Genomic DNA, 23,984 nt, shown 5'->3' on the forward strand with positions numbered 1-23,984 from the left:
AATTTAATGATTATCCCCCATCTCAATAGAATAGTAGCAAGTTGCTTTGCGAGTGCAGGCTATTTTTGGGTATAATGCGCACACTATAATTACGCTTTATACTCCCTTTACTACCTTTATTAGTTTCTTTACTATTTTTTCTAACTATTCCCAAATGTGAGATGACCATGAGTGACAAGCCTTCTTTAAGCTACAAAGATGCTGGTGTTGATATAGATGCAGGCGATGCTTTGGTTCAGCGAATCAAATCTGTAGCCAAAGCCACTACTCGCCCTGAGGTGGTAGGTGGCCTTGGCGGTTTTGGCGCCTTGTGCCGTATTCCTACTGGTTACAAGTCGCCTTTATTGGTCTCAGGTACAGATGGCGTGGGCACTAAGCTTAAGCTAGCCTTGCAGCTGAATCGTCACGACACCATTGGTATCGACTTGGTGGCTATGTGCGTCAATGATTTATTGGTTTGCGGTGCAGAGCCCTTATTCTTCTTAGATTACTACGCAACTGGTAAGCTCGATGTTGAGGTGGCAGCAACGGTGGTGACGGGTATTGGTGAAGGCTGTAAATTAGCAAACTGCGCTTTAATCGGTGGTGAGACCGCTGAGATGCCCGGCATGTATCAAGATGAGGATTATGACTTAGCAGGCTTTTGTGTAGGTGTGGTCGAAGAATCTGAGGTCATAACCGGTAAGAATGTCAGCGAAGGCGATGTGCTGATTGCCCTTGCCTCAAGCGGCGCACACTCCAACGGTTATTCGCTAGTACGCAAAGTCATTGAGGTTAGCGGTATTGATGTTGCTGAGAGCGATAAACAATTGGATGGTAAACCTATCTCTGATGCTTTAATGGCTCCCACTCGTATCTACGTCAAAGCTATCAAAGCGCTACAAGATACCCTGGGTAATGCAGCCATTCATGCTATGTCGCATATTACCGGTGGTGGTCTGACGGATAACCTACCACGTGTATTACCAGACAATCTGGCCGCTAGTATCGACACCAGTAGCTGGCAGTTCTCCGAGCTATTTACGTGGTTACAAAGCGAGGGTAATATCGCTCAGAGCGAGATGTATCGCACCTTTAATTGCGGCGTAGGTTTTGTCATTGTTGTACCTCAAGATAAAGCTGAGCAAGCCATTCAAACCTTAAACGATGCTGGCGAGAGCGCTTGGAAATTAGGGGAAATGGTAAAACGTGGTGAGGGTAGCACCGATAATAGCGCTGATGCCGTGGTGTACTACTAATGTCAGAGGTACCTTTAGAGCGCCATTATAAAGAGTCGATGCCACCGTTACGCATCGCTGTCCTAGTATCGGGCAGCGGTAGTAATTTGCAGGTATTAATCGATGCTATGCAAACTAATGAGTTGCCCATAGAAATCATTGGCGTCATCAGTAATCGTGAAGACGCCTACGCTATCAAACGTGCACAGCTAGCCGATATTCCTGTCACTGTACTATCGCATACTGATAGTGGCAAGCGCATGGGAATTAAAACCTTTCAGGCTCATGCCAGTGCTCAACTGCGAGCTTGGCAGCCGGATTTGATCATACTGGCCGGTTTCATGCGAGTATTAAGCACTGATTTTATCGACAACGCACCTGCGCCGATGATTAATTTACACCCCTCTTTGCTTCCTGTTTATAAAGGGCTTGATACTCATCAGCGAGCGCTACAAGCGGGTGAGCGCTGGCACGGCTGTAGTATCCATGTGGTCACCGCTGAGCTGGACGCAGGCATCGTATTGACTCAAGCGCTGCTGGAGGTAAGATCAAACGATAGCGCTGAGACCTTGCAGGCGCGAGTACAAAAGCTTGAGCATCAGCTATTGCCTTGGACAGTGTTATTAATAGCCAAAGGGATATTAAATCTTCAAACTGTAAGCGCACAACCTAATGACGATTCTAATTATCTACCTGCTCTACCTTTAAAGCTTTGGTTGAATTATTAAAGATCATTAACTACCTTTATTAAAAAAACCTACTAAAGTTAATATACCCTAGCAAAAAAGCCCCGTTACTGAGTAACGGGGCTTTTGAGATAGCCAATTAATTAAAAGCTAGTGAATGCTATGAAAGCTTTTAATTAAGCTGGTTTTTTATTTACCACGTGGATGGCTTTAATGTTAACAAACTCTTTGATACCAAAGCCGCCATGTTCACGGCCATAGCCTGAATCTTTAACACCACCAAACGGTAGTCCTGGGTTAACCAAGTCATAACCGTTAATGTAAACCATACCAGTATCGAAGTGTTTTTGCGCCAAATCAATGGCTTTATCTTCATCTTTAGAGAACACCGCACCGCCTAGCCCATAGCGGCTATCGTTAGCGATTCGGAAGGCATCTTCTTGGTCTTTAGCGCGAATCAAAGAAGCTACTGGGCCAAACAGCTCGTCTTTATAAGCAGGCTGATCTGGCTTAATATTCTCTAAAATCGTTGGCGGATAAAACGCACCTGGCTTATTAGGCACTTCGCCACCCATAGTAATAGTTGCGCCCTTCTTCACACTTTCCTGTACTTGCTCATGCAGGGTATCACGCTGTTTGGCACTTGACAGTGGTCCAACATCAACTGAGTCGTCCATAGGATCACCCACTTTATACTCATTGAACTTCTCAATCACCAAGTCACGGAATTTGTCATAGACACTGTCTACAACGATAAAACGCTTGGCTGCAATACAAGTCTCACCGTTGTTATAGAGACGCGCATGAGCACAAGTGGCCGCTGCAAGGTCTAAATCAGCATCTTCTAGTACGATAAAGGCGTCGTTAGAACCGAGCTCCATAACCGTCTTTTTCAGTACTTTAGCCGCTTGCTGAGCAACTTTACGACCCGCTACATCACTACCTGTCAAAGTGACACCGCGTACTTTTTCGTGTTCAATTACTTTTTCAGACTGATCATGACTGATAATTAGGGTACGGAATAAATCATTTGGCAGATCAGACTCATGGAATATTTTTTCAATCAATAAACCTGAACCGGTCACGTTTGAGGCATGCTTGAGCAAAATACTGTTACCCGCCATCAAGTTAGCAATGGTATAGCGGAATACTTGATAAGCTGGGAAGTTCCATGGCTGGATACCATAGATGATACCGATAGGATCATAGCGTACCAGACCTTTTTCAATGCCTTCAATATCGCGCTTATCTTCAGCCAAAGCAGCTACACCTTCGCTAGCTGTAAAGTCACAAATGGCCTTACACAGATCGACCTCTTCTAAGCTGGCATCAAGAATTTTACCACGCTCCTCAGTCATTAATTCTGCAAGCTCTTGCTTATACTTCATCAAGGTCTCACCAATTGAATTGATGACCTTAGCACGTTCTTCATGGCTAACTAAACGCCAGTCTAAAAATGCTTTATGCGATGCGTCAATAATCTTATTAACTTCATCAGTACTCATATAATTATAATCTTTAATATCTTTACCCGTTGCTGGGTTTACAGTAGTAATATCTGCCATGATTATTTCCCTTTTTTTATTTGATTGATTATCACAAACACTGCGTACACTTAAATTTGATAAGTAAACTAGGGCTTAGATAAAACAGTGACTGTATTACGTAATGATTATATTACGTATTGTATAAAGCCTCAGCCGTACGCCTCTTACAAAACTATCCAAATTCGTGGATGAGTCCTAGCTTATATTTTCTAGCTTATATTTTCTAGCTTGTGCTTCCTAGCTTAACAGTTGCATTTGTTATTGTATTTTTACTTTAAGCTTTAATTATAATAACAGAAGTTTTGATAGGGAGTTTTACAAGATATTTAGAAGTGTGATGAAGTTGTTAAAAGTGTGACTCTGTGGTTGGTACGTGTGTCTACAGCACTACTGAAATTAAAAACCAGCAGTAAGATTACTCACTGCTGGTTTTATTTGCTATAAGGCCCTTAGCTTAAGCACTTAGACAATTACTTATATCTTTAGAGCAACCTTAGAACAAGTGATTGATAACTGGAATTTCTTCCATCTCGCCTTCTTCTTCAGCCACTACTTGACGAGCTACGTGCATAATAAGATGGCGTAACCATCTATGCGCCGGATGATGCTGCAATAATGGCGACCAAGCCATGGTCAGCTCAAATTCTGGAATAAAAAATGGCGGCTCTTTCATTATAATACTGTCATTGGTAGCTTGCATACGGGCGACTCGTGTGGGCAAAGTAGCGATTAAATCCTTATTAGCAGCGAGCATTGCCGGCATTTGATAGTGGCGAGTAAAAACACTAATTTGACGCTTTTGACCTAGGCGCTGTAACGCTTGATCAATAGACCCTAAACCACCTGATTTTTCAGGATTGACTCCAAAGCCAACCCCCATACCGGTCTTGGATACCCAGACATGTTGACCTTTCAGATAATTTTTTAAATTAAAACGATTGGCATAAGGGCTATCTGCTGATAAAAGACAACTAAAGGTATCTCGCCATACTAAAACCTGATGAAAGCTTTGCGGAATTTCATTAAAGCGGTTAATGGCCAAATCGACTCGGCCTTGCTCCATATCACGATAAGAGACATCGGATGGGGTCAAAAAATCTAAAATGACATTGGGCGCTTCAGAGCGTAATGCTTTGACCAGCTTAGGTACCAAAGTCGCTTCAGCATAATCTGAAGTCATAATCCGAAAAACCCGCGAAGTACTATAAGGACGAAACTCAGTACGCGGCTCGAGGACTTGGGTCAGATCAGCAAGTATCTCTCGAATACGGGGCTGCAGCTCAAGCGCACGCTCAGTAGGCGTCATTCCCTCAGACGAGCGCACCAATAATGGGTCGTTGAATAGCTTACGCAAACGCCGTAAGATGTTGCTCATTGCAGGCTGAGTAATACCCAATTGCTCTGCCGCCCGTGTGACATTCTTTTCTCGTAGTAATACATCTAAATGTACTAACAAATTCAAATCAACCCGCTGCAAATTCATATATATTTCTCTTTGCCTTAGAGTAAGTACTATCTGTACTAACTATCTTATACGCTATTATCAGTAGTAATTAAAATGCCACTTTATCCATCTATTCCAACTTAATAAGCTGTTTTAACTAGATGTTTTTTATTAATACTACTATTTTATGCTTTAAATTATGCTTCAAAAGATTTCAAACTACACCTAAGTATATGTTTATACTATACTATATCTAAATAAAATACCCAAGATAACTATCATAAATTAGATAAATCTTAGTAAGGTCGCTATAGTAAGGGACATAGACAAGTCGACTAATTAACTATTAAACCTGTTATTTTGCTGCGTGGTTATTGTAGCACCTCTTGCTCATAATTAGCGATACTGCTACTTCATAGCTCTTAATAGCGATTGATAAATAGTTAACTATCTCTGAACCAACAATTTAGGTAAAGTCCTTGTATTTATCCGCAGGTTTGTTTAGGGTAATAGGCCAAGATTTATGATAACTGGTTATTCATCAGTCAAACCGCTTATCTTACTAGCGCCAATTTCAATACATAATTATTAATTCCAATTATTATTTAACCCCTGTTAACTTTAACTTGATCACAACTGTTACCGTAGCGTCTAAAAGCCTCACGTCATTTAGTTATGGTCATTTTATTACTTTTAATTATCTAATTTTAATTCCATATTTTACACCCCACCAAGGAGAGTCTAGATGACAACATATAAGTCAGCAATCGATTTAGTACGTGAACTAAAGCAAAAGCATGGCAACTGGCAGAATATCAGTGAGACTGATGCTGCACGTATGATGGTACAAAACCGCTTCAAAACGGGTTTAGATATTGCAAAACATACTGCAAAAATCATGCGTCAAGATATGGAAGAGTATGACAATGACACTTCTAAATACACGCAGTCACTAGGTGCATGGCATGGTTTTATCGCTCAGCAAACTATGTATGCTAAGAAAAAATATTTCGGTACTACCGAAAAAACTTACATCTACCTATCAGGTTGGATGGTAGCGGCGCTACGCTCTGAGTTCGGTCCTCTACCTGACCAATCTATGCACGAAAAAACTTCAGTACCTAAGCTAATCGAAGAGATTTATACTTTCTTGCGTCAAGCAGATGCTAAAGTATTGAACGACTACTTCCGCGAGCTAAATGCTGCTGAAGAAGCGGGTCAAGATACTACTGAGATTCAAGCAAAAATTGACAACTTTGATTCACACGTTGTGCCAATTATTGCCGATATCGATGCAGGTTTCGGTAACGAAGAAGCCACTTACCTATTGACTAAGCAAATGATCGAAGCTGGTGCTTGTGCTATTCAGGTTGAAAACCAAGTATCTGATGCCAAGCAGTGTGGTCACCAAGCAGGTAAAGTTACTGTACCGCACGAAGACTTTATCTCTAAATTGAATGCTATCCGTTATGCGTTCCTAGAGCTAGGTGTTGAAGACGGCGTTATCGTTGCCCGTACTGACTCTGAAGGTGCTTCACTAACCCAGAAAATCCCAGTATCAGAAGAGAAAGGTGATCTAGCTTCTAAATACATCGACTTTATCGATGTAGAAGAAATCGACATCGCTGATGCTCAAGAAAACGATGTACTCTTAAAGCGTGATGGCAAATTGGTACGCCCTGTTCGTCTAGCTAACGGCCTATATCAGTTCCGTGAAGATACTAACATCGACCGCGTTGTTCTTGACTGTGTAACCGCACTAGAAAACGGTGCTGATCTACTATGGATTGAGACCCCTACTCCAGACGTTGAACACATCAAAATGATGGTTGATCGTATTAAAGAAGAGCAGCCAAAAGCGAAGCTAGTATACAACAACAGCCCATCATTCAACTGGACACTTAACTTCCGTAAGCAAGTTATCGCCCAGTGGGAAGAAGAAGGTAAAGACATCTCTAAATACAATAAAGATGACTTGATGAGTGCTGATTACGATGGTACTGAGCTTGACAAAGCTGCTGACGAAGCTGCTAAGAACTTCCAGAAAGATGCGTCACGTGAAGCTGGTGTATTCCATCACTTAATCACGCTACCGACTTACCACACCACTGCTCTTAGCGTTCATGAGCTTGCTAAAGGTTACTTCGGCGAAGACGGTATGCTTGCTTATGCAGCTGGCGTACAACGTAAAGAAATCCGTGAAGGTATCTCTTGCGTTAAGCACCAAGCAATGGCCGGTTCTGACCTTGGCGATGATCACAAAGAGATCTTCTCAGGTGATAACGCGTTAAAAGCTGGCGGCGAAAAGAACACTATGAACCAGTTCTAATTATGGATTTAATACAAGCAAGTGTCTTTATTAAATAAATGGCTTATTGAATAAATACCTTGCTAATAAAAAGCCGCTCTACTTTAAGTAGGGCGGCTTTTTTGTGCCTATACCAAAGCTTTAATTCTTATCTACCAAAAACATGCTTTCAACTTTATTAAAGATATCCTTGTCACATGCAGTGATATAAGACATAGTAGTTCTATAACCGCTTACGAATTAATATAAATGCAAAGGAGGATTCAACCATGCACGAGATAGAATTGAGGTTTTTGATACCACCAGCACGTCTAAAAGGTCTGATGCGTCAAGCAAAGGTGAAATCCTCACGAGTGACTTCATTAGCAGCGCATTATTTCGACACCCCGAAGCAAGAGTTAGCAAAATCAGGTATCGGCCTGCGTATTCGCCAAGAAGGCGACAATTGGGTACAAACCATTAAAGCGGGCGGGGATGGTATCGCTGCACGTTTAGAGCATAATGCATTGTTAGATAATGAACAGGTTCAGGCGATGCTTGATGAAGATAGGCTATTGCCAGACTTGACTATCTACGCAGATACCTCAATAGCTCCTGCCTTAGCAGATTTCAATCTTAAAAAACTGCCTAAAAAGTTAACTCGGCAATATGTTACCGATGTTGAACGTACCACCCGGTTATTGAAAGATGATCGTGATAAAAACGATGACGATAGCGATAACAATACAGCCCAAAGTGTCATCGAAGTCGCTTATGACTATGGCAAAATAATTCACGGAAATGACGCTAACTTGTCTATGCCTATTCAAGAAATAGAGTTCGAGCTAGTAGCAGGTGAAATTGATTATTTATTTGAGACCGCTAAAACTTGGTGTAAGCGTTATAAGCTTCGTTTATCGACAGTGACTAAAGCTGAGCGTGGTGGTCTACTGCTCAAACAAGCAACTTATAGCCCAGCGGTTAGTGCTAATATGAATAAGCTAACTCTCAGTGAAGATATTAGCATGCCTGCTTTTGTGCGCGCAGTGGTGCATAATTGCTTATTGCAAATACTACCAAACAGCAGCGCCATTGCCGAAGGTAGCAAAAGTAATGATCACGTCTTGCAACTGCGTATCGGTATTCAGCGGCTGCGGTGCGCCCTAAAAGCCTTTGACAGGTTCTCAGAGCAGCTCAATCCTGAATGGTCACCGATACTTAAACAAACCGCTACTTTATTGGCTGAATACCGTGAAATAGCTTATTTAGTGGATACTGTGCAACCTAAGCTTGAGCAGCATGGTGCTCCTATTGTAGATTGGAGTGCAGAGCTTGAGGATCTCAAAGTATCGCCTGTTGATGCCGTTCGAGCGAACGATTTTCAGCTGACCTTGCTTGAACTTATTGCCTTTACTATGAGCGATGCCAGTCAAGAGGCTAAGGCCCATAAACTAGCCAGTGATAAGCTGCCCAAAGTACTTTCGAAACACTATACCAAGTTTTTGAAAGCTGAGCTTAAAGTGGCAGATTTTGAGTTTGCCGATTCAAATAATGGCAGTACAGATAATGAAAAAACCAGCGCCGATGAACAAGATAGTTACTATGAGATGCAGCATAAGCTACGCCAACGACTCAAAAATCTACGTTACGTTAGCGAATTTGCCGCTCCCTTATATGCTAATAAGAAAAGCAAACGTTGGCTTAAGCGGGTAAAGAAAGCTCAAAAAGCTTTGGGGGAGCATCTCGATAATATAAGTTATCAACAGCATTATCAGTATAAATCCTTCACGGATACTAATGCTTTATATGGTGCGGGTTGGTTTAGCGCTACTATGTTGCCTACGGATAAAAAAAGCAAAAAGCGTTTGGATAAATTGCAGAGCTGCACTGTATTCTGGTAACGGTTTTGCTAAAGTGAGAGTTGTAGACGCTTAGAAAGCTTATAAGTTTTATCTAAAAAGGTAGCTAGCTGGTTCATAAAGTTATTAATTAGTTAGCTGCCTAGTCCGCAATAATCTTGACAGACGTTCCTTCATTTACCTGCTCATATAGCTCGATAATATCTTTATTACGCATTCTTATACAACCATGCGAATAGGCTACTCCCATAGGCTCACTGTCTGGCGTACCGTGAATGTAGATATAGCGCTTATAAGTATCACAGCCGCCTAGACTATTACTACCTTTGTTTATTCCCTCTTCAATACCTTCTAACCACAAAATACGGCTTAGTATCCAATCGCGCTCAGGGTGATTAGCCGCAAGCTCGTTACTATAAATCTCGCCCGTAGCTACTCGGCCAATAAACACCGCATTAATAGCCTCACTGCCACCAATCTTTTGCGCAATGATATGCTGCCCAAGCGGAGTACAGCCGCTATCTTGCTGACTACCGATACCATTTTTGGCTGTAGAAACGGAGTACTGTCGAATCTTTTTTTGATGCTGATATAACGTTAGCATCTGCTCAGCAATATTGATAATTATTTCATTCTTAAGAGAGTCCGCATCATTTATCATCAGCTATTCCTATTATTATTCTCTATATAAAAAGTTAGAAAATTTAGTATTTATAATCTTAAGGGATTGTATCAAAGCTTTTGGCACCGTAATATAGGGGCACACTTTTTGATGCTAGCAGATTATGATTACTATTTCACCGACACGCGTGTCGATGTATGATTTTTTGTATCAAGATACCAAGCCCATGGTATCGCTATTGGCGGATGCTGCCCAGTTGTCATTGCCGCAAACTCGGATTGCCATGAATGCCAGCTTGCAGGCTATTGTCAGCGCGCTCCTCGCTTATCAACAGCGTTACAAAGGTCAAGGGGTAGCTAAAAAATTATTTACTCGTAGTGCTATAAAAGAGCTACGCCAATATAATTCGATGAATTTGGTAACTCTTAAAGCCACTTTATACTACCGTCAAGAGGTGACTAACGCCTTATTCAATGATAGTGACCGCATTATCCAAGCTAGTGAGTATATTGCTAGCCAAATCGATGCTGAAGCAGCAAAAGTACAAGTTTTGCTTACCATTTTATGTGTCATTGCCCTACGTGAACTGGCTATTCTGGCGGACTACAGTCAGCTAGATTATGACGAGCTTGATAAATGGTTTGCTTTACAACCTCAGTTTTTGTCCGCTGAACGGTTTATAAATAATAATAACTTACATAAAACAGATGTAAATAATGCCAGTTTAGATGAAACTCAGTCAGCTGCTATTGAATCAAATGATGACGGCAGCCACGAAGCGACTAAAGATGCCATCGATAATCAAGTCAGCGCCGACAATCAAGCTAGCCTAGACAGTAGTTTTGAAGATACCCCGCCCCCTTTTGAGCCTCTTTGGTATGAGCTCACAAAATTCAGAGTAGAGCAAGTTGAGCCCGTGCAGGATATGCAACAAGCCACCTCTAACTATCTAAAAGTCATTGGACGCGCACGAGAAAACGCTCAAAAAGGCCAGCACGATGATATGCTAGTGTTTGCGCAAATGCATGCTATTGCTCTACCGCATCAGCGCTGGCTCTTACAGTTGGCTAAAATATCTGATATCTACCTGAGTCGCAATCGTCTGCGTATCACCTCAGAGCCTGAGAGTCCACCTACCCGCCCACTTGTGAGCTTAGGGTTTATCGATATTAATAAAGAGGACACCCCTGCTACCCCCAGCGAAACTCCTATTGAATACGACAAACCGCCACCGCTGTGGAAGAACCCCGTGATCTTGATTACGCTACTGGTCATTGCGGTCTTGGGCGCATTAGCCATGCTAAAGTATCAAATGCAACAATCGAATGGCTTAGTTTCAGCGACTGAAGCGGTAGCAGAACATGATTCCAAAGAAGAGCGTAAGCAGCAAGACGTGGCTATCGTCAGAATAAATGAAGATGAAGATCAAACGCCAGATCCTAAATAAGTAGTCAATCAGTACTTATAAAACCAAACATTATAAAAACGAACTTTTATAAATATAAAAAAGGCACTAGCTATATAAGCGTAGTGCCTTTTGTTATAAAGCGCTATTGTATTTTTATTTGGATTTATCTAAGTTACTTAGATAAATCACGGCCACGGCTGGCTTCAATAGCCAAGCGTAATCCATTCAAACGGATAAAGCCTTCTGCATCTTTTTGATCATAAGCACCAGCATCATCTTCAAAAGTAGCGATCTTTTCATCAAATAGTGAATCATCTGACTTACGGCCTACCACACTTACGCAGCCTTTATAGAGTTTTACTCGTACTGTGCCATTGACATGCTCTTGCGACTTATCTATCAAGGCTTGCAGCATTTGACGCTCAGGACTGAACCAATAGCCATTATAAATAATCTTTGCATAACGTGGCATCAGCTCGTCTTTTAGATGCGCCGCTTCACGATCCAGCGTCAAGGATTCAATACCACGATGCGCTTTTAGCATAATAGTACCTGCTGGAGTCTCGTAACAACCACGAGACTTCATACCGACGTAACGGTTTTCCACGATATCCAAACGACCAATACCATGTTGACCGCCGATTTCATTAAGCTTAATCATCACCTCATAAGGCTTAAGCGTCTCACCATCGATAGCAACGATATCGCCTTTTTCGTACTCAATTTCTAAATACTGAGGCTCATCAGGCGCCTCTTCTGGGCTTACCGACCAACGCCACATGTTATCTTCAGCTTCAGCATACGGATCTTCTAAAATCCCACCTTCATAAGAGATATGCAGTAAGTTGGCATCCATTGAGTAAGGTGATTTTTTCTCACTACTAGCATAATCGATAGCAATATCATGCTCTTTGGCATATTGCATCAGGCTTTCGCGGCTCGATAAGTCCCACTCACGCCAAGGCGCAATCGTTACCACATCAGGGGCTAAAGCAATAGCGCCTAGCTCAAAACGCACTTGATCATTACCTTTACCGGTAGCACCATGACTGATCGCATCGGCGTCATGCTCTTTGGCAATCTCAACCAAACGCTTGGCAATAAGGGGACGAGCGATAGAGGTTCCTAATAGGTACTCACCTTCATAGATAGCATTGGCACGAAACATAGGGAATACATAATCACGGGCGAACTCTTCACGTAAGTCTTCAATATGGATATGCTTGATACCCATCGCTTCCGCTTTGGCGCGAGCGGGCTCTACTTCCTCTCCTTGACCGATATCAGCGGTAAAGGTAATGACCTCAGCATCATAGGTTTCTTTTAGCCATTTGGCGATAATTGAGGTATCTAGTCCGCCAGAATAGGCTAAGACAATTTTATTAATATTTTTAGGATCAAGCTGAGCCATGAAAAACTCCTTACATGGGAAATAGTAAAAAAATTTAAACTTAAAATGGGATTGAGTGATAAATTGCTTGTTCAGTGTACATCATATTTACTATGGGCAAAAGTGCAACTATGCCTACACGTGCTTGTTTAGCCTTTACAAATGCAAGATACTAGCCGTTAGCAACAAAATGTAGGCTTATATTTAGTCAAACGGGTAAACCTGTTATGATAGTAACTGATGCCATGCTACGAGTTTAGCTGTGTATTTTCTACTTCTTATTCCCTTATATAATGATATAGAGCGCCATGACACCCACTACTGATGCGATAACAGAACTAACTATTATTCAACCAGACGACTGGCATATTCACCTTCGTGACGATAAGGCGCTAGCGACTACTGTACCTCATGCTGCAGCTAGTTTTAACCGTGCTATTTGCATGCCAAACTTAGTACCACCTGTAAAAACTACCGATGAAGCGCTTGCTTATCGTCAACGCATTTTGCATCATCTACAAGCAAGTGATGTTAGCACTGAGCGTAAAGCTGCCTTTGATCCGCGCATGACCTTATACATGACCAATGAAACTAGCGCCCATGATATCGAAGTAGCCGCCAAGTCTGGTATTGTTCAAGCGGTAAAGCTATACCCAGCAGGGGCAACGACCAATTCTGCTGATGGCGTAACCGATATCAATGCCTGTGTTGGTATCTTTGAGGCCATGGAAAGGTACAACTTACCGTTGCTACTTCATGGAGAAGTTACCCATGATCACGTTGATATCTTTGATCGTGAAAAGCGCTTTTTAGAAGAAGTGCTGGCTCAAATTATTGCCAAGTTCCCCTCGCTAAAAATCGTTATGGAACATATTACCACTAGTGATGCCGCTGATTTTATCTTGTCGCAAGGCAATCAAGTCGCCGCCACTATTACTCCGCAGCACCTGATGTTTAACCGCAATCATTTATTACTGGGCGGTATCAAGCCCCATTTCTATTGCTTACCTATCTTAAAGCGTGAAAAACATCAAAAGGTGCTTTTGGATGTCGCAACTAGCGGCAACCCTAAGTTCTTTTTGGGCACAGATTCTGCGCCGCATGCTACTGATCAAAAAGAAAACGCTTGCGGCTGTGCCGGCTGCTATAGCGCATCAATAGCACTGCCTTTATATGCTACTGCTTTTGATAGCGTCGGTAAGATTGATAAGCTAGAGGGCTTTACCAGCCGTTTTGGCGCCCAGTTCTATGGTCTACCTGTCAACGAGACTACGGTTACTTTGATCAATCAACCTATGCAAGTACCCGCCGACTATCCTTATTTTGATAACTCAAAATTGACGCCATTAATGGCGGGTGAATACTTGCCTTGGTCTATTAAAAGTTAAGTCCCAGAAAAACCTAACTTTTTAGCTCATAGATATCGATAGCTGATGCTATAAATCAATTATAGTGTCAGCTTACAACTTATTAAGCTCTCTATTTTAATACCAAAACTCCTCTCATTTATAAACTCGTATTAAACCTGATAAATGATAAAGTACAATTTGACTGATAAAAGTGATTTAACCTGCTATGACCACTACGACTAATACTGCGCCATCTGATAAGTCCGATAAAGCCTTATCAAATGATTCATCTAATAATGACTCAAATAACAACTTAAACACCTCTACTGTCGATACCAGCCAATACGTTGTCACGACTAGAACTATTGATAGCATCAATGAGACTGTTGATGAATCAGAAGTGTCTGCGCCTATGACTCTCAAAGAGCGTTTTCGTAAATTTTTACCGGTAGTAGTTGATGTTGAAACTGCAGGCTTTAATGCGCAGACTGATGCGCTGTTAGAGATTGCTTGTATACCTATCCTATTAAATGAGCAAGGGGTTTTTTATCCAGGAGAAGCGTTGAATGCGCATATTGAGCCTTTTGAAGGCGCAAACCTAGAGCCACGGGCGCTTGAGTTCACCGGTATCGATCCTAATAATCCGCTGCGAAAGGCTATTGCTGAAGATGAAAAAACTGCCTTACGCCGTTTATTTAAGGGTCTCAAAGAAGTGCGCCGGGCGGAGGAATGCCGTCAATGTGTGCTAATTGGACACAACGCCCATTTTGACTTGGCATTTTTGAATGCTGCGGTTTTACGTACTAATAGCAAGAATCATAACCCTTTCCATCAGTTTTCTGTTTTTGACACCGTTACCTTATCAGCATTAGCATTTGGGCAAACCGTGCTTGCTCGAGCTTGTAAGGCTGCTGGAATAGACTTTGATGGTAAAGATGCTCATTCAGCTTTATACGACACCCAAAAAACCGCTGAATTGTTCTGCCACATTCTAAACAGTTATCCGATGCTGCCCAATGCTTTGTATACAGAAGAGCCGGAGAGTGAACCCAAAGATAATGATGAGTAATAAACAACAATATAAAAACATAACTATTGTCAATTTATTATTATAATTAACGAATAGCTCTACTCACTTTAGAAGGATTCTATCATCTGACTTGTATTTAATTTTAAATTTAATTTGATTATAAGGACATAATCAAAACCCTTCTATCTTTTTGATAGCATCTCTTTGATAGGCCCTCTTTTTGATATATTTAAACCACTTTGTTTAGCTCAAAAAAAGGACTTTGCCATGGACCCACAAGTTAAGTTATGGGGCACCATTTTTGGTTATATGTTGCTGGCTATCAGTATAAGTATTTGTACATCATTATGGATTCGTCATCATTTAAAGAATAAAGACCTGCATCCGCGGCGTGCTATCAAAAAAAGGTACTTAACTTTAAAAAGAAGAAGAAAAAAGCTTGACACCAGGCGCAAGCGCCACTAAAATGTGCACCACTTCAGCATAAATGGTGAAAGCAGCTGAAGGTGTAGTACCTAGTCCCCATCGTCTAGAGGCCTAGGACACCGCCCTTTCACGGCGGTAACGGGGGTTCGAATCCCCCTGGGGACGCCACATATTAAAATACTATAGTCTTTAAAAGCTATAATTATTTTTAAACCCTTAGAATTTGATAGATTCTAAGGGTTTTTTTGTGTCTGTCTACTTTTATTTTTTATAACTTAAGAGCAGCATAGACTATAACTCCTCAGAAACTCATAAAAACTAAAAAGCCAGCAAAACGCTGGCCTTATAACAATACCTTAAAACTTATAAGTTTAAAATATTTTATCTGATAGCAAAACCCAAAATAGTGCTGCCACAATTAACAAACCTAATATTGTTTGAATCAAAAAGAAAGCTTGATGCTGGCTAACGACTTTACCTAAAGTAACCCCTAAGGCTTTATATTTAATAGGCTGCATATCCACTTCTTCCTTTTTCTCTTGCTGCTCATAATAGTTTTGTAACACATTTAAAAACTGTACCCATTCATCTTCAACCCAAGTATAGGGCTTAAATGGCATCAAAGCTTTGACTCTAGAATCATCAACCATCCAGCGCTCAAGAATAATAGAGCGTAAAGACCAACTAGAAAAACGACGCTGATTAATGACTGAAAAATCCAGTACTTTTATCTCTTTATGACGATTATCCATTAACAATCGGTTTTTTAGATTGGTTAATGCTTGCTCAGTGCCTTCAACGCACTGAAAAAAGTAACCATTGCCATAGCAAAGAATACCGGTCACCTTATCCGCTTGATTGTTTTTTATAGAATGATCAGCTATATCGTTTAGCGTACTAGCGCCTGATAAGCCTGTTGAAGTAATACGGCTTATGTAAACCAGCTGATAGAGCTCTGAGCTCTTCAAGTTTGTTGTATCAGCAGCCTTTAACAATCTGCTTCTCCTTATTATGGCATTCACTTCTGATCTATGAGACTTAAAGTAAACAATATAGAAGTAGAATAATTAGTAATACAGGGTGCTTTCTATATTATTGATATTATAAGATTTATTATTGATTGTATTAAGTTAGTTACAGTGTAGGACAATTAGGTCAATAAAGCAAACTTTTGTGATAAGACTGCCAGCCTTTCTTGTAACTGAACAAAGTTTTATAAAAAATCTAGTTGTTTTTAGAGGCTAATTCTTATAAATAACGAACTAATGCCTCAGGTACGAAAGGATGGGAAGCAGACTACTATCTAGCTATAGGTAGCATATACTTTAAAATAAAAAAACACCATAAGCTCTACTATGACCTATAGTGTTTAAGGAATAAATTTTTGGAGGTTTGGTATTTTAGAATGAAGGTTCGCTCTGAGCCTTTATTATAGAGGTTAGCAATAGATTGTCATCAGGATAAGTCAGTTTGATATTTTGGCGGCTACCTTCAACTAAGCGGATAGGTAAGTCTAAATACTCAAAAGCACTAGCTTCGTCAGTAATGCTCAGGTGCTGCTCTTTGACGTAAGACAGGACTCTATATAGTTGATCTACTCGAAAAACCTGCGGGGTTTGTGCTTGCCAAATACCAGTACGATCTATGGTATGTTTAGCATAACATTGCTGACTATTGTTTATACTATTAGTTTCATTATTACTTGAATGACTGTTAGCGCTATCTTGATGGTCAGCAGCTACATTAGCGTTAGAGAGCACATAAGACTGCTTTAGGGTATCAGCTACAGGAGCTGCCAAAATAGCCCCATAATGCTCATGCATGGCCGATTCTATCACTTGATTTATATCAGTTTGGGGCACGGCAGGACGAGCGGCATCATGAATCAAAATGAGATCCGAGGGCTTTGCACCCGCTGCCATTATTGCCTCAACACCTGCGAATACCGACTGCCAACGCTCATTGCCGCCAAGCGTATAATAAACAGGCAAAGCAAAATTCAAAGTTCGTGCAATATCATCATCACTAGCCACAACTAACCAGCAGTCAGTAATATAATCACTAGTTGCCAATCTGGCAACGCTACGCTGTAGTAACGTTTGGCCACCTAAAAGCACATACTGCTTAGGGATAGAGGCACCAAAACGGCTACCACGTCCAGCAGCGACAATCATGGCATAGACTTTAGGATTGGTGTTCATATTATGATATCGGACAGAGGGCGAAAGAAATAAATATTGTATGGATATTACTAACTAACACGCTAAAAACAAAGCATTATAAATATAATAACGTACTGACTAGCGACGAAACGGATAAAGTCACTGACTAGTGTGGGTCGTGGGTGCGGTAGAAACTTGTACGAAAGTCTCGTTAGGCTTTATCAAGCCTAGATCTAAACGAGCATGCTCCTCTACTGCCTCAAGCCCAGTCTTTAGATCATGGACATCGGTACGTAGCAAATCATTAGCCGCAGTCTGATTACTATTCAAGCGTTGCTGCTCACTAATCTGCACCTGCAGCTTGTTGTGCTCAAGTCGACCATTTTGACCAAACCAGTACTGATATTGCAGCCCTGATAGCACGGCAACCGCTAAAGCAAGTAGCATAAACTGGCTAAAATATTTCATATAATAATAACATCGAACAAGGTGAAAGGTATATAAAGCAAAGCGCTAATACTAATATTAGCACTTTGCTTCAGCATTTAGCCACGTAGACCAATGAACTCATCTGCACCGCGGTAACTGGCACGGACTTGTTGTTCTATACGCAGTAGCTGATTGTATTTTGCAACACGATCCGAGCGGCAAAGTGAACCAGTCTTGATCTGACCAGCAGCAGTACCCACCGCTAGATCTGCAATGGTGCTGTCTTCTGTTTCGCCAGAGCGATGCGAGATGATCGTCGCATAGCCATTATTTTTGGCCAAGTAGATAGCATCTAAAGTTTCTGACAAAGTGCCGATTTGGTTGAACTTAATCAAGATAGCGTTAGCGATATTTTTATCGATACCTTCTTGCAGGATAGCTGGATTGGTTACAAACAAATCATCACCAACCAACTGTACTCTATCGCCAATTTGCTCGGTTAAATACTTCCAACCATCCCAATCGCCTTCATCAAGACCATCTTCGATAGAGATAATAGGATATTGACGGGTCAGTCCTACTAAATAATCAGAGAACCCTTGGCTATCAAAAGATTTATTGCCCTCGCCTGCCAAAACATATCTGCCATCTTTGTAGAACTCGCTAGCGGCACAGTCAAGCGCTAAGTGAATATCTTCACCGGCTTTATAGCCTACTTGCTCAATAGCTTGCATGATAACCGTAATAGCTTCTTCGTTGCTACGTAGGTTGGGTGCAAATCCACCTTCATCGCCTACAGAAGTATTCAGACCTTGTGACTTTAGCACCGACTTTAAGCTATGGAAAATCTCCGTACCCGCTCGCAGCGCTTCTGAAAAACTACTGAAACCTACAGGCTCAATCATAAACTCTTGAATATCAACGGTATTATCTGCATGCTCGCCACCATTTAAAATATTCATCATGGGCACAGGCATAGTAAGCGACGTCTGATTACGCAGGTTGGCGATATATTGATGCAGTGGCAGGCTTTGTGCTTTTGCTGCGGCTTTTGCTGCGGCTAATGAAACCGCTAGCATAGCATTAGCACCCAACTTGTCTTTGTTCTCAGTACCATCAAGGGCAATCATCGCATCGTCAATACGCTGCTGTTCGGTGACATCAGTATTGATAAGTGCGCTACGAATCTGACTATTGACGTTGGCAACGGCCTTTTTGACGCCCTTACCCATGTAACGAGACTTATCCCCATCACGTAGCTCAAGCGCTTCACGTGAACCTGTTGAGGCGCCACTAGGGGCAGCGGCACGGCCCACTCTGCCATCAGCCAAAATAACATCAGCTTCAATCGTTGGATTACCACGTGAGTCTAAAATTTCACGAGCGCGAATGTCTTTAATCTCGGTAGCGTTTTTGATTTCTTCAGCGTACATAGTCGGTGTTAATTCCTTTGGTCATGCCAAGTGTGTGGGATAAAAAAGGGATATTATATAAAATTAGGGTAATTCGTATAACCAAAATATTAGCCTTGATGCAATGCTCAGCGCTTATTTACTATTCATTAACCGAACATAAAGCAGATTATTTACCACTAATCTGGCACTTTATTAGCTTAATAATAACTTGGTTATCGTATTTGGCATAATAGCATAATTTGCTTTAAACATCGCCTATCTTAGCAACCCCTACTAGGGCGTATGAAGTACTCAATACACCCTAATGATTATTCAAGATACTATTGGAGAATGTCTTAAAAATATTGAGGCAAAATGTTTAAATATTATTTGGATACCGTATTATCGAGCTCCACTTCAGTTTTGAAGCGAGTTAAGCGCAGAGCGTTCATCAGTACAGAGATGGAGCTAAGCGCCATAGCTGCCGCAGCAATCATAGGATTTAAAAAGCCAAAGGCGGCAAGTGGAATACCTAGAGTATTATAAAGGAAGGCAAAAAATAAGTTTTGTTTGATATTACGTAGCGTGGCGTTAGCAATCTTTTGCGCCGCATCAATGTGCATAAGCGATTCCCCCATCAAACGAGCGGAGGCGCTATGCTGTGCTACGTCCGTACCTTCAAACATAGCAAAGCTGGCATCAGCGGTAGCCATGGCTGGCGCATCATTGACACCGTCCCCTGCCATAGCCACTTTGTGACCTGCTGTTTGTAGTTTGGCAATTTGACTGGCTTTATCACGGGGACTCATTTTACCGTAAGCGGCTTTAATCCCCAGCTGTGCTGCTACATGGTCAACTACCGATTGCTTATCACCACTCATCAAGATAACATCAATACCGGCGTCTTGAAGGGCCGTAATAGCCTGCGGCGTATCCGACTTAAGATCATCAGCCAAAGCAAATGCACCTAGAGGCTCATCATTAATACTGATGGCGACGGTACTGGCAATTTGCCACACTTTAGGCATCAGCTTCGGTAAGGTTAAATTGGTATACTCTGCAGTACCCACTTTTACCATACCTAACCCTGCAATATTGGCTTGAATGCCTGCTCCTTTCACCACACTGATATCAGTAACCGGTAACAGTGGTAAATTACGCTCTTTGGCAGCATTGATAAGAGCCGTTGCTAAAGGATGACTAGCATGCGCTTCAACGCTTGCGGCAAGTTGCAAGACGTCATCTACTGCTAAAGATCTATCGACCATTACTTGATCAACGATAGTAGGTTTACCGATGGTCAAAGTGCCGGTTTTGTCGAGCACTACCGTATCAATATTACCAGCCGCTTCCAAACTTTGTGCGTCTTTGAACCAAACCCCATGGCGCGCTGCCACCCCCATTCCTGCCATAATGGCAGCTGGGGTAGCCAAACCAAGCGCACATGGACAAGCAATAACCAACACTGATACCGCATGCATCAAAGCCGTATCTACCATACCCGTTAGCCACCAAGTCAGCCCAAAGGTAATTATTGAGATAGCAACGACTACTGGTACGAAGATAGCTGTAACTCTATCAGCTATCCGAGCCAAATTAGCTTTTGAGCCCTGAGCGTCACTGAGCGCTTGCACCATATCGCCAAGCTTAGTATCACTGCCCTTGGCACGGACTCGATATAACAAACTACCATTTTCAACCAAAGCGCCCGCTAACAACGCATCTCCAGGTTCTTTTTTGAGCGGTACGGACTCACCGGTTAAATGGCTCTCTACACACCAGCCACTACCGTCAACGACGATACCATCGGTGGCCACTCTGCTACCTTGCTTAGCCCGTAAGATATCATCTACTTGTACCTCTTGTAACGCCACGTTATGAAAATCACCGTTTGGCTGTTGCTGCTCAACCTCATCAGGAGTCAAAGATAATAATAGATCGATACTGTTTAGGCTATGCTTTTTGGTACGATCTTCTAAATATTTTCCCGTACGCACAAAAGCAATAACCATCACCCCAGCTTCAAAATATACTGCTGGACCATGACCACCTGCATGAGAGCTTTGGAGTAAGCTATTGAGACTACCATCACCATGAGTAAGCCACAGATAAGTGGAATATGCCCAAATAGTTACGGTACCAATGACTACCAGCACGTCCATATTGGCAAGACCACCTTTGATGGAAGCCCAAGCGCTCTTATAAAAAGGTAGTGCCAAACCAAACTGTACAATAGTCGCTAGAATAAATTGTATCCAGACCGGCGGCATCCAAGCCATACCTTGACCCACCAGCATGCCTGCCATACCAAATAAAAACGGTACCAAACATACCCATAAAGCAATCAGTCGCCATGGCCATTCAGTCGCTGTATCTTCATCGGCTTGGGAAAATAAGGTATCACCTGCTTGCAAATTGGCGACAAAACCAGTCTTATTAACCCATTCAGTCACCTGTTCTGGCGTAGTCTCAGTAGGATCATAATCCACATTAGCCGTTTCGCCAGCAAAGTTTACGTTTACCTCATAGATCGCAGACTTCTTATTGAGCACTTTCTCGATTCGTGAAGCACAGGCCTGACACGTCATGCCCTCAATCGCCAGCTGTAGATGGGCACGTTCCGGCTGTAGTTGAGTATTCGATTGAATAGCGGTCTCAACGTCATAGGATTGATCGTTTGCGATGCGAGTAGAATCAGTCATAGGTAAAGCTCGTCATAGTCTTATAGCTTCATAACCCATTCACAATAAGGTTATAGAAGTTAAAGGCATAGCAGTGGAAGAAATAAATATTTATAAAACTTAGCTATTATTATACTTAAAAATATATTAACAATATAGTTTAGATGGTTATCATCATCAACAATTCAAGGCTGCTATAGCGCTTAAAGTAGCCCACTAAAAAACCAGCTGAAATAGCTGGTTTAATATTAAATGATTGAAAAATGGGTGAAAAAGGTTGGATAGGTCTAAACTTATGAGTTAGCAACGGTAGCATCAAAGCCAGAATCATCGATAACCGCCGCAATCTCTTCAGCGCTGGTCTTACTATCGTCAAAAGTCACGGTAGCTTGATTTTCAGCAAGCTCAACACTAATAGTCATAATCCCATCAAGATCGGCAGTCACTTTATGAACGCTCTCGACACACCCTTCACAGGTCATGCCATCAATTTTAATAATACGAGTTTGGTTTGCCATGTTAGGCTCCTTATTGTTATTTATTAAATTTTATTTATCGAATATTTATGCATTGAAAAAAGGTTATCATATAATAGTCAGCGATAACCAACATCAGTTATCTATACACTACGGTAAGCGATTTCAATATTAACATCAAGTTCATTTAGTAAGCGTTTTATAAACCCTTCAGTAACGACTTACTCTTCAGTACGAATTAATCTGATGACAACCTGCCCTTTCTTTTTAATCATTACGTGGGTTTTGCGGTGCATCAATAGGAAAGGGCTGGGTGACGTAATCAACCATACTGATCGCCGCAGTAAACGCATGAATACTGGTATCAGTATTGTCATAACGTATCAGGGCGGTGTTACTAGCAGGCTCAAGCTCGATTGCAGTAACGCCTTTGATATTCTTGAGCGCAGTCATTACACTCTCCACCCCTTCGGCATCATCGATATTTTCTATACTTACCTTTGCTGTCTGAATTGCCATAACTGTATTCCCTATAAATTTTTATATAATTATTTTATGTATTACTGGGTATCTAGCACTTTAAAGCCTTTAACCAAGTCATCAATCTGCTTCAACTGCTGCAAAAACGGCTCTAACTGGCTCATACGTAAAGCACAGGGACCATCACACTTTGCTACTTCTGGATTGGGATGAGCCTCTAAAAACAGTCCTGCCAAGCCCGTCGCCATGCCCGCACGAGCAAGGGTGGTAATTTGCTCACGGCGACCACCAGCACTATCACTGCGTGCGCCCGGCTGCTGCAAGCTGTGAGTCACATCAAAGAATACCGGCACCTCCATCTGCTTCATAGTATCAAAACCCAGCATATCAACGACTAAGTTATTATAACCAAAGGCACTACCACGCTCGCAAAGAATCAGCTTATCATTACCTGCTTCTAAGCATTTATTAAGAATATGGCGCATCTCATGCGGCGCTAAAAACTGTGCTTTTTTGATATTAATAATGGCGCCGGTCTTTGCCATCGCTTCTACTAAATCGGTTTGACGTGACAAAAAAGCAGGCAGTTGAATAATATCAGCCACCTCTGCGACTGGCTGCGCCTGATAAGGCTCATGCACATCAGTAATAATCGGCACTTGGAACTTTTCTTTGATTTGACCCAACCAATCTACGCCTTTCTCAAGTCCAGGTCCACGAAAAGAGTGTAGACTTGAGCGATTGGCCTTATCAAAGCTGGCCTTGAACACATAACCGATACCCAAACGCTGGCAGATATCGATATATTGTTCAGCAATCTCAAACGCTAGTTCTTTTGATTCCAGCACGTTCATACCGCCGAACAACACAAACGGTTGGTCGTTACCGATATTAATCGTATTACCTTGGCTATCTTTGAGCTTAATATGAGATTGAGCGGTTAATAGTTTTTCCATGACGACCTACCTAGAGATTATTAGCTGATTATTATTATTAATGACATGTCGTCTATTGTAAACGATAGTGGGATAAAAGAAAGCTACTCAATAAAAGCGCTACAAAATCAAAATTACAGATATAAACGCTTAGCATAAAAA

General features: G+C 41.7%; 20 protein-coding genes and 1 tRNA gene. 9 read left to right on the forward strand and 12 right to left on the reverse strand.

Annotation, left to right across the window (positions count from 1 at the left end; genetic code table 11):
• Positions 1–167: 167 nt before the first annotated feature.
• Complete coding sequence (gene purM, locus JMX18_RS06080) at positions 168–1,238, forward strand: phosphoribosylformylglycinamidine cyclo-ligase (protein ID WP_201585752.1); 1,071 nt, start codon at positions 168–170, stop codon at positions 1,236–1,238.
• Positions 1,238–1,945: a phosphoribosylglycinamide formyltransferase gene (gene purN, locus JMX18_RS06085; RefSeq protein ID WP_227674576.1), complete on the forward strand. Its 708-nt coding sequence runs from the start codon at positions 1,238–1,240 to the stop codon at positions 1,943–1,945. Before purM ends, purN begins: the two co-directional genes overlap by 1 nt.
• Positions 1,946–2,079: 134 nt before the next feature.
• Here the strand turns inward: purN and JMX18_RS06090 are convergent, their stop codons facing one another.
• Both JMX18_RS06090 and JMX18_RS06095 read right to left on the reverse strand, forming a co-directional pair.
• Positions 2,080–3,468, reverse strand: coding sequence for an NAD-dependent succinate-semialdehyde dehydrogenase (locus JMX18_RS06090; RefSeq protein ID WP_201585754.1), 1,389 nt, complete (start codon positions 3,466–3,468; stop codon positions 2,080–2,082).
• A gap of 475 nt (positions 3,469–3,943) precedes the next feature.
• Positions 3,944–4,933, reverse strand: coding sequence for a LysR family transcriptional regulator (locus JMX18_RS06095; protein WP_201585756.1), 990 nt, complete (start codon positions 4,931–4,933; stop codon positions 3,944–3,946).
• A gap of 706 nt (positions 4,934–5,639) precedes the next feature.
• On the opposite strand from JMX18_RS06095, the gene JMX18_RS06100 reads away from it, so the two are divergent.
• Both JMX18_RS06100 and JMX18_RS06105 read left to right on the forward strand, forming a co-directional pair.
• Positions 5,640–7,223: an isocitrate lyase gene (locus JMX18_RS06100; protein WP_201585759.1), complete on the forward strand. Its 1,584-nt coding sequence runs from the start codon at positions 5,640–5,642 to the stop codon at positions 7,221–7,223.
• 248 nt (positions 7,224–7,471) lie between these two features.
• Positions 7,472–9,082: a CYTH and CHAD domain-containing protein gene (locus JMX18_RS06105; protein ID WP_201585761.1), complete on the forward strand. Its 1,611-nt coding sequence runs from the start codon at positions 7,472–7,474 to the stop codon at positions 9,080–9,082.
• A gap of 100 nt (positions 9,083–9,182) precedes the next feature.
• Here JMX18_RS06105 and JMX18_RS06110 read toward each other — a convergent pair whose 3' ends face one another.
• On the reverse strand, positions 9,183–9,701 hold the full coding sequence (locus tag JMX18_RS06110; RefSeq protein WP_201585763.1) for a L,D-transpeptidase: 519 nt from the start codon (positions 9,699–9,701) through the stop codon (positions 9,183–9,185).
• 124 nt (positions 9,702–9,825) lie between these two features.
• Between JMX18_RS06110 and JMX18_RS06115 the strand changes: the two genes are divergently transcribed.
• Entirely contained in the window at positions 9,826–11,109 is a 1,284-nt protein-coding gene (locus JMX18_RS06115; protein ID WP_201585765.1) for a hypothetical protein, read from the forward strand.
• A gap of 133 nt (positions 11,110–11,242) precedes the next feature.
• On the opposite strand, the gene JMX18_RS06120 is transcribed toward JMX18_RS06115, so the two are convergent.
• Positions 11,243–12,481, reverse strand: a complete 1,239-nt coding sequence (locus JMX18_RS06120; protein WP_201585767.1) for an argininosuccinate synthase — start codon at positions 12,479–12,481, stop codon at positions 11,243–11,245.
• 287 nt (positions 12,482–12,768) lie between these two features.
• Between JMX18_RS06120 and pyrC the strand changes: the two genes are divergently transcribed.
• The 4 genes from pyrC to JMX18_RS06140 all read left to right on the forward strand — a co-directional run bounded on the left by pyrC (position 12,769) and on the right by JMX18_RS06140 (position 15,433).
• Positions 12,769–13,848, forward strand: a complete 1,080-nt coding sequence (gene pyrC, locus JMX18_RS06125; protein WP_201585769.1) for a dihydroorotase — start codon at positions 12,769–12,771, stop codon at positions 13,846–13,848.
• A 373-nt stretch (positions 13,849–14,221) separates the two neighbouring features.
• Positions 14,222–14,878, forward strand: coding sequence for a ribonuclease T (gene rnt, locus JMX18_RS06130; RefSeq protein WP_201588246.1), 657 nt, complete (start codon positions 14,222–14,224; stop codon positions 14,876–14,878).
• 228 nt (positions 14,879–15,106) lie between these two features.
• Complete coding sequence (locus JMX18_RS06135; RefSeq protein ID WP_201585771.1) at positions 15,107–15,304, forward strand: hypothetical protein; 198 nt, start codon at positions 15,107–15,109, stop codon at positions 15,302–15,304.
• Positions 15,305–15,357: 53 nt separating this feature from the next.
• Positions 15,358–15,433, forward strand: a tRNA-Glu gene (locus tag JMX18_RS06140).
• 203 nt (positions 15,434–15,636) lie between these two features.
• Here the strand turns inward: JMX18_RS06140 and JMX18_RS06145 are convergent.
• The 8 genes from JMX18_RS06145 to kdsA form a co-directional block, all read right to left on the reverse strand.
• Positions 15,637–16,260: a BLUF domain-containing protein gene (locus JMX18_RS06145; protein ID WP_201585772.1), complete on the reverse strand. Its 624-nt coding sequence runs from the start codon at positions 16,258–16,260 to the stop codon at positions 15,637–15,639.
• Positions 16,261–16,665: 405 nt separating this feature from the next.
• Positions 16,666–17,466, reverse strand: a complete 801-nt coding sequence (locus JMX18_RS06150; protein ID WP_201585779.1) for an IspD/TarI family cytidylyltransferase — start codon at positions 17,464–17,466, stop codon at positions 16,666–16,668.
• Between the two features lie 120 nt (positions 17,467–17,586).
• Complete coding sequence (locus JMX18_RS06155) at positions 17,587–17,895, reverse strand: FtsB family cell division protein (RefSeq protein WP_201585781.1); 309 nt, start codon at positions 17,893–17,895, stop codon at positions 17,587–17,589.
• Between the two features lie 77 nt (positions 17,896–17,972).
• Entirely contained in the window at positions 17,973–19,289 is a 1,317-nt protein-coding gene (gene eno / locus JMX18_RS06160) for a phosphopyruvate hydratase (RefSeq protein ID WP_201585783.1), read from the reverse strand.
• Positions 19,290–19,636: 347 nt separating this feature from the next.
• Positions 19,637–21,952 carry a heavy metal translocating P-type ATPase gene (locus JMX18_RS06165; RefSeq protein WP_201585785.1) on the reverse strand — a complete coding sequence of 772 codons (2,316 nt, stop codon included), beginning with the start codon at positions 21,950–21,952 and terminating at the stop codon, positions 19,637–19,639.
• Between the two features lie 272 nt (positions 21,953–22,224).
• Entirely contained in the window at positions 22,225–22,449 is a 225-nt protein-coding gene (locus JMX18_RS06170) for a heavy-metal-associated domain-containing protein (protein ID WP_201585787.1), read from the reverse strand.
• Positions 22,450–22,674: 225 nt separating this feature from the next.
• Positions 22,675–22,926: a heavy-metal-associated domain-containing protein gene (locus JMX18_RS06175; RefSeq protein WP_201585789.1), complete on the reverse strand. Its 252-nt coding sequence runs from the start codon at positions 22,924–22,926 to the stop codon at positions 22,675–22,677.
• A 41-nt stretch (positions 22,927–22,967) separates the two neighbouring features.
• The gene (gene kdsA / locus JMX18_RS06180) at positions 22,968–23,843 is read right to left on the reverse strand and encodes a 3-deoxy-8-phosphooctulonate synthase (protein WP_201585791.1); all 876 of its coding nucleotides are present in this window, start codon (positions 23,841–23,843) and stop codon (positions 22,968–22,970) included.
• Positions 23,844–23,984 lie beyond the last annotated feature (141 nt).

Origin of the sequence: Psychrobacter jeotgali, from assembly GCF_904846315.1 — a bacterium.
Lineage (GTDB): Bacteria > Pseudomonadota > Gammaproteobacteria > Pseudomonadales > Moraxellaceae > Psychrobacter > Psychrobacter jeotgali.

Excerpts from the sequence above, each read along its gene's own strand:
- JMX18_RS06170 (WP_201585787.1), bottom strand. The coding sequence starts at position 22,449 with ATGGCAAACCAAACTCGTATTATTAAAATTGATGGCATGACCTGTGAA.
- JMX18_RS06090 (WP_201585754.1), bottom strand. The coding sequence starts at position 3,468 with ATGGCAGATATTACTACTGTAAACCCAGCAACGGGTAAAGATATTAAA.
- rnt (WP_201588246.1), top strand. The coding sequence starts at position 14,222 with ATGACTCTCAAAGAGCGTTTTCGTAAATTTTTACCGGTAGTAGTTGAT.
- purM (WP_201585752.1), top strand. The coding sequence starts at position 168 with ATGAGTGACAAGCCTTCTTTAAGCTACAAAGATGCTGGTGTTGATATA.
- pyrC (WP_201585769.1), top strand. The coding sequence starts at position 12,769 with ATGACACCCACTACTGATGCGATAACAGAACTAACTATTATTCAACCA.
- JMX18_RS06105 (WP_201585761.1), top strand. The coding sequence starts at position 7,472 with ATGCACGAGATAGAATTGAGGTTTTTGATACCACCAGCACGTCTAAAA.
- JMX18_RS06135 (WP_201585771.1), top strand. The coding sequence starts at position 15,107 with ATGGACCCACAAGTTAAGTTATGGGGCACCATTTTTGGTTATATGTTG.
- purN (WP_227674576.1), top strand. The coding sequence starts at position 1,238 with ATGTCAGAGGTACCTTTAGAGCGCCATTATAAAGAGTCGATGCCACCG.
- JMX18_RS06150 (WP_201585779.1), bottom strand. The coding sequence starts at position 17,466 with ATGAACACCAATCCTAAAGTCTATGCCATGATTGTCGCTGCTGGACGT.
- JMX18_RS06110 (WP_201585763.1), bottom strand. The coding sequence starts at position 9,701 with ATGATAAATGATGCGGACTCTCTTAAGAATGAAATAATTATCAATATT.
- kdsA (WP_201585791.1), bottom strand. The coding sequence starts at position 23,843 with ATGGAAAAACTATTAACCGCTCAATCTCATATTAAGCTCAAAGATAGC.
- JMX18_RS06175 (WP_201585789.1), bottom strand. The coding sequence starts at position 22,926 with ATGGCAATTCAGACAGCAAAGGTAAGTATAGAAAATATCGATGATGCC.
- eno (WP_201585783.1), bottom strand. The coding sequence starts at position 19,289 with ATGTACGCTGAAGAAATCAAAAACGCTACCGAGATTAAAGACATTCGC.
- JMX18_RS06095 (WP_201585756.1), bottom strand. The coding sequence starts at position 4,933 with ATGAATTTGCAGCGGGTTGATTTGAATTTGTTAGTACATTTAGATGTA.
- JMX18_RS06120 (WP_201585767.1), bottom strand. The coding sequence starts at position 12,481 with ATGGCTCAGCTTGATCCTAAAAATATTAATAAAATTGTCTTAGCCTAT.
- JMX18_RS06165 (WP_201585785.1), bottom strand. The coding sequence starts at position 21,952 with ATGACTGATTCTACTCGCATCGCAAACGATCAATCCTATGACGTTGAG.
- JMX18_RS06115 (WP_201585765.1), top strand. The coding sequence starts at position 9,826 with ATGATTACTATTTCACCGACACGCGTGTCGATGTATGATTTTTTGTAT.
- JMX18_RS06155 (WP_201585781.1), bottom strand. The coding sequence starts at position 17,895 with ATGAAATATTTTAGCCAGTTTATGCTACTTGCTTTAGCGGTTGCCGTG.
- JMX18_RS06100 (WP_201585759.1), top strand. The coding sequence starts at position 5,640 with ATGACAACATATAAGTCAGCAATCGATTTAGTACGTGAACTAAAGCAA.